The sequence below is a fragment of the Luteibacter sp. genome (assembly GCF_051958795.1).
Classification (GTDB): domain Bacteria; phylum Pseudomonadota; class Gammaproteobacteria; order Xanthomonadales; family Rhodanobacteraceae; genus Luteibacter.
The window spans coordinates 1-5,568 of record NZ_JBQCFT010000180.1 but is presented as its reverse complement, the minus strand read 5'-3'; the positions used below and the strand labels follow the sequence as shown (position 1 = coordinate 5,568).

General features: G+C 65.3%; 4 protein-coding genes. 2 read left to right on the top strand and 2 right to left on the bottom strand.

Annotation, left to right across the window (positions count from 1 at the left end):
- Window positions 1-399 precede the first annotated feature (399 nt).
- The gene (locus tag ACTHLF_RS09325) at window positions 400-870 is read right to left on the bottom strand and encodes a DciA family protein (RefSeq protein ID WP_440326827.1); all 471 of its coding nucleotides are present in this window, start codon (window positions 868-870) and stop codon (window positions 400-402) included.
- 32 nt (window positions 871-902) lie between these two features.
- Here ACTHLF_RS09325 and ACTHLF_RS09320 point away from each other — a divergent pair, with 32 nt between their 5' ends.
- A complete protein-coding gene (locus tag ACTHLF_RS09320; protein WP_440326825.1) occupies window positions 903-1,814 on the top strand; it encodes a M23 family metallopeptidase in 912 nt (303 codons plus the stop codon).
- 133 nt (window positions 1,815-1,947) lie between these two features.
- Window positions 1,948-4,662, top strand: coding sequence for a preprotein translocase subunit SecA (gene secA, locus ACTHLF_RS09315; protein WP_440326824.1), 2,715 nt, complete (start codon window positions 1,948-1,950; stop codon window positions 4,660-4,662).
- Between the two features lie 49 nt (window positions 4,663-4,711).
- On the opposite strand, the gene ACTHLF_RS09310 is transcribed toward secA, so the two are convergent.
- Window positions 4,712-5,563, bottom strand: coding sequence for a symmetrical bis(5'-nucleosyl)-tetraphosphatase (locus ACTHLF_RS09310; RefSeq protein WP_440326828.1), 852 nt, complete (start codon window positions 5,561-5,563; stop codon window positions 4,712-4,714).
- Between the last annotated feature and the right edge of the window lie 5 nt (window positions 5,564-5,568).

Sequence of the window (5,568 nt, the reverse complement as noted above, 5' to 3'; positions counted from 1 at the left end):
CGTGTCGAATGGCCTTCGGCCAGGATCAGATGTACCGCCTCGTCCCGCTGCGCCTGCGTAATGTCCTTGCGTCCCATGGTTCACCTCGTTCTGGCCGTGAATCCCCGTGGGGTGTCCAGAAAGATTAGACCACCTCAGGGCACCAAGGGCTCTTTCCGGAGACGTCCGAGCGCTAGCGCGATGGCCAAAGGCCGAGCCCCGCGAAGCCGAAGGCGAGCCCAATCGACACAGCCTAAGTACCTCTACGTAAAGTCTTAACCGGAAATGCCCGGCCATCGGGTGACCGGCGTCACAACCGTGAACTTTACGTGCACTTTAGGTGTTCCCAACGTACATGCGTGCTATAAAGTCCGCCCACCGGGTGATCCGGTGGTACTTACGTACCGCATGGGCGGAACGTTAAGTATCGGAATCAGAAGGCTTATCGGCCACGGAGGCCAAATCAAGGAAGAGATCCCGCAACGTGGGATCGGAGAGTGACGCCGCGGCAGCCCTCAGATGACGGGCCGCCCCGGTGGAAAGCGGTTTAAGCGGGTCGGGGCCTGGTGGCTCGACCGGCAGGGGGGCCACTTTCACGGCAACCGAGGAGGCCTTCGCGCCAATGGCGCGGGCAGCTTCAAGGATCTGTGCCTGGTACAGGCGCACCCGCGAAGCCCAGGCCGACGAGGGCGCAAGGAAGACGAGCCGGCCGTCGCGAAGGTCCGCGAAGCGGACGTGCTCGCGTAACGGTGCAGGAAGCGTCGCGCGCAGCTGGCGGTCCAGCGTGTCGAGCTCGCGAGCCCTCTGGGCGAGCCTGGCGACAGGCCCGACATCCGCGATGGACTTGAGTCCACGCGTTCTCGGTCGGGTTGGCTGGTACGGCGGTGGCATGGACCGGCTGAAACTTATTCGATGAAGAACGTATGCAGATCATACTCGTACCACGCGGCCATAAAGGCCCTAAAACGCTAAACCTTGCTTGCCGGCGCATGCGCTGCAAGCTCGCGATCATGGCGGTCGCCGGTGCCATCGGCATCGCCGGCATGGGTGCCGCGCTGGCCCTGGCCATCGCACGCCCCAGCAGCCACACCGTCGCCACCACGGACGCCGATGCACGCATCGCCCGGGTCAAGGCCGATGCCCAGCGCGATATCGATGCGCTCGCGGTGAAGCTCGGCCAGCTCCAGGCCCAGTCCGTCCGGCTGAACGCCCTTGGCGAGCGCCTGACCCAGGTCGGCAAGCTCGACGACGGCGAGTTCAACTTCAACGAAGACCCGGGCCAGGGCGGTCCGGAGCTCACCACCGGCAAGGACGAGGGCGCCATGGCGCCCGTGGCCCTTAACCAGAGCATCGATGAGCTGGCGGGGCAGTTCGATGCCCAGCAGGCGCAGCTCCAGGCCCTCAACGACCTGCTGCTCGATCGCAAGATCGAATCCAGCCTGCGCCCCACCGGCATGCCGGTGAACGGCTACATCTCCTCCTTCTTTGGTGGCCGGCCCGATCCCTTCAGCGGCCACAGCGCCCGTCATACCGGCATCGATATCGCCGCGCCCACCGGCACCCCGGTGACCGCGGTGGCCGAGGGCATGGTGACCTTCGCCGGCCAGCGCAGCGGCTACGGCGACGTGATCGAGATCGACCACGGCAACGGTTACATGACCCGGTACGCCCACAACAGCAAGCTGGTGGCCACCGTCGGCCAGCGCGTGCACGTGGGCGATGTGATCGCCAAGGCCGGCTCCACGGGCCGCTCGACCGGCTCGCACGTCCATTTCGAGGTCTGGTACCACGATCGCGTGGTCAACCCGCTGGCCTTCGTTCGCAGCCACCGCTGAGACAGCCTTGAACGGCGGCCCGGCGCCGCCATTAAAAGGCATGTTGTGGGGCGCCCGTAGTATGATCGTCCCTTCGTGCCGGTAAGGTTCTGGTCTTACAGGCAATCCCTTTTGTTTCAGATCCGGATGATCGATGTTCAATCGTGCCCTGACGAGCATTTTCGGCAGCCGTAACGACCGCGTGCTGCGCGACCTTTCCAAGACGGTCAAGCGCATCAACGCCCTCGAGCCGGAGTTCGAAAAGCTTTCCGACGACGCCCTGCGTGGCAAGACCGAGGAATTCCGCCAGCGTATCGCCGCCGGTGAATCCCTGGACAAGATCATGCCCGAAGCCTTCGCAGTCACCCGCGAGGGCGCCAAGCGCGTGCTCGGCATGCGCCACTACGACGTGCAGATGATCGGCGGCATGGTCCTGCATGGCGGCCGCATCGCCGAAATGCGCACGGGCGAGGGCAAGACCCTGGTCGGTACGCTGCCGGTGTACCTCAATGCGCTGGAAGGCAAGGGCACCCACGTCGTCACCGTGAACGACTACCTGGCCCGCCGCGACTCCGCGCAGATGGGCAAGCTGTACAACTTCCTCGGCCTGACGGTCGGCGTCGTGTACCCGGGCATGGACCACGCCGACAAGCGTGGCGCCTACGCCGCGGACATCACCTACGGCACCAACAACGAGTTCGGCTTCGACTACCTGCGCGACAACATGGCGCTCAGCAAGGACCAGCGCTACCAGCGCGGCTTGCACTACGCCATCGTCGACGAGGTCGATTCGATCCTGATCGATGAAGCGCGCACCCCGCTGATCATCTCCGGCCCGGCCGAGGATTCCCCGCAGCTGTACATCGCGGTGAACAAGGTTGTCCCGCACCTGACCCGCCAGGAAACCGAAGAAGCCGCCGGCGACTACTTCGTCGACGAGAAGCAGAAGCAGGTGCACATGTCCGAAGAGGGCATGGAGCACGCCGAGCAGCTGCTGCGCCAGGCCGGCGTCATCGACCCGGATAGCGGCCTGTACGATTCGAAGAACCTTGCCGTCGTCCACCACATGAACGCGGCGCTGCGCGCCAACGCCATCTACCAGCGCGACGTCGATTACATCGTGCGCGATGGCGAAGTCATCATCGTGGATGAGTTCACCGGCCGTACGCTCGCCGGCCGCCGCTGGTCCGATGGTCTGCACCAGGCGGTGGAAGCGAAGGAAGGCGTGCCCATCCAGCGCGAGAACCAGACCCTGGCGACGGTGACGTTCCAGAACCTGTTCCGCATGTACAAGAAGCTGGCCGGCATGACCGGTACGGCGGATACCGAAGCCTACGAATTCCAGTCGGTGTACGGCCTGGAAGTGGTGGTCATCCCCACCCACAAGCCGATGGTCCGCAAGGACAACCCGGACATGGTCTTCCTTGGCCCGGATGCGAAGTTCAAGGCGGTCATCGCCGACATCAAGGAATGCTTCGAGAAGGGCCAGCCGGTGCTGGTCGGTACCGCGTCGATCGACGTGTCCGAACTGGTCTCGGGCCTGCTCAAGAAGGAGCGCATCCCGCACGAAGTGCTGAACGCGAAGCAGCACGAGCGCGAAGCGCACATCGTGGCCCAGGCCGGCGCGCCGGGTTCCGTGACCATCGCCACCAACATGGCCGGCCGCGGTACCGATATCGTGCTCGGCGGCAGCATCGAGGCCGCACTGGCCGCGCTCCCGCCGGAAGCGACCGATGCCGATCGCGAGAAGCTCCGCGCCGAGTGGAAGCAGCGCCACGAGCAGGTGCTCGCATCGGGCGGCCTGCACATCATCGGTACCGAGCGCCACGAATCCCGCCGCATCGACAACCAGCTGCGTGGCCGTTCGGGCCGCCAGGGCGATCCGGGCTCGTCGCGTTTCTACCTGTCGCTGCAGGACAGCCTGATGCGCATCTTCGGCGGCGAGCGTATCGGCCGCTGGATGCAGATGTTTGGCATGAAGGAAGACGAGGCGCTGGAAGATCGCCTCATCACGCGCCAGATCGAGAAGGTCCAGCGCAAGGTCGAGCAGCACAACTTCGATATCCGCAAGAACCTGCTCGACTTCGATGACGTCGCCAACGACCAGCGCAAGGTGATCTACGCGCAGCGCGATGAACTGCTCGAAGCCGAAGACATTTCCGACATGGTCGGCGACATCCGCGCCGACGTGGTGGAAGGCCTGGTGCGCCGCTTCGTGCCGGCCGACAGCATCGACGACCAGTGGGATATCGCCGGCCTCGACCGCGAACTGGCCAGCGAACTGAACCTGCGCCTCGATGTGGCCCACTGGCTGGAAGGCCAGAAGGAAGCCGACGCCGAGGCGATCATGGAGCACGTCCGCCAGGCCGTGGACCAGCTGTTCGTCGAGAAGGAAGCCCAGGTCGGTGCCGAGACCATGCGTTCGCTCGAGAAGCACGTGATGCTCTCGGTGGTGGATAACGCGTGGAAGGAGCACCTCGCCAGCATGGATTACCTGCGCCAGGGCATCTACCTGCGTGGTTACGCGCAGAAGCAGCCGAAGCAGGAGTTCAAGCGCGAGTCGTTCGAACTATTCTCCGAGATGCTCGACCGCATCAAGACCGAAGTGGTGCAGATGCTTGCCCGCATCCGCATCCGCAGCGAGGAAGAAGTGGCGGCGATGGAAGCGGAGCAGCAGCGCGCGGCGGATGCCCAGCGCCTGCAGTTCCAGCATGCCGACGCGCAGGCGATGGCTGCGGGCGGCAACAACGCCGTGGCCGACCAGGCCGTCCCGACCAACGTGGCCGATGGCCCGAAGGTCGGCCGCAACGACCCATGCCCCTGCGGCTCGGGCAAGAAGTACAAGCACTGCCACGGTCAGCTGACCTGATGAAAAAAACCCGCCGAAAGGCGGGTTTTTTTTGCACAACAAGTGGGGGTCAGTCCCCGCCGCCCTTCGGCTTCTGCCGGTACGACTCGGCCTGCACGGTGATGTACTGGGGCTCTTCCTCGTCGATGCGCATGGCGGTCAGCTGGCCGCCCCATACGCAACCGGTATCGATCGCGTAGATACCCAGGCCAGCGAAACGGCCGAGCGCCGACCAGTGGCCGCAGACGATCTTCGTCTCGCGCCGGCGCATGCCCGGCACTTCGAACCACGGGTACATCCCCGGCTTCTGCGTGCCCGGGCGATCCTTGCCTTCGAAATCGATGCGCCCGTTCACGTCGCAGTAGCGCATGCGCGTGAGCGTGTTGATCGTGGCGCGGTGGCGTTCCACGCCCTGCAGGCGGTTGTTCCACGCCGCGGGGCGGTTGCCGAACAGGTTCTTCAGCAGGCGCTGGTGGCGCGGGCCGCCGAGCTCGCGCTCGACCTCCAGCGCCGCGCGCTGCGCCTGGCGCAGTGTCCACAGCGGGGCGAGGCCCGCGTGGATCATCGTCCAGCCCAGCGCTTCGTCGTGGTGCAGGAGTTTCTGCATGCGCAGCCACTCGAGCAGCACCGGCGCATCGTCCGCGAACAGCACTTCGCGCAACTCGGGGTTCACCCGTTGCTGCGCATCCTCGCGGCGCTGGCCGATGGCCAGCAACGAAAGATCGTGGTTGCCGAGCGTGATGATGCTGCGCTCGCGCAGCGAGTGGCTGAGGCGCAGGGTGGCGAGGGATTCACCGCCGCGGTTGACCAGGTCGCCGCAGAACCACCGCTGGTCGGCGGCGGGGTCGAAGCGCAGCTTCTCGAGCAGGCGCTGGAGTTCGGGGTAGCAACCCTGCACGTCGCCGATCGCGTAGACGGCCATCAGGT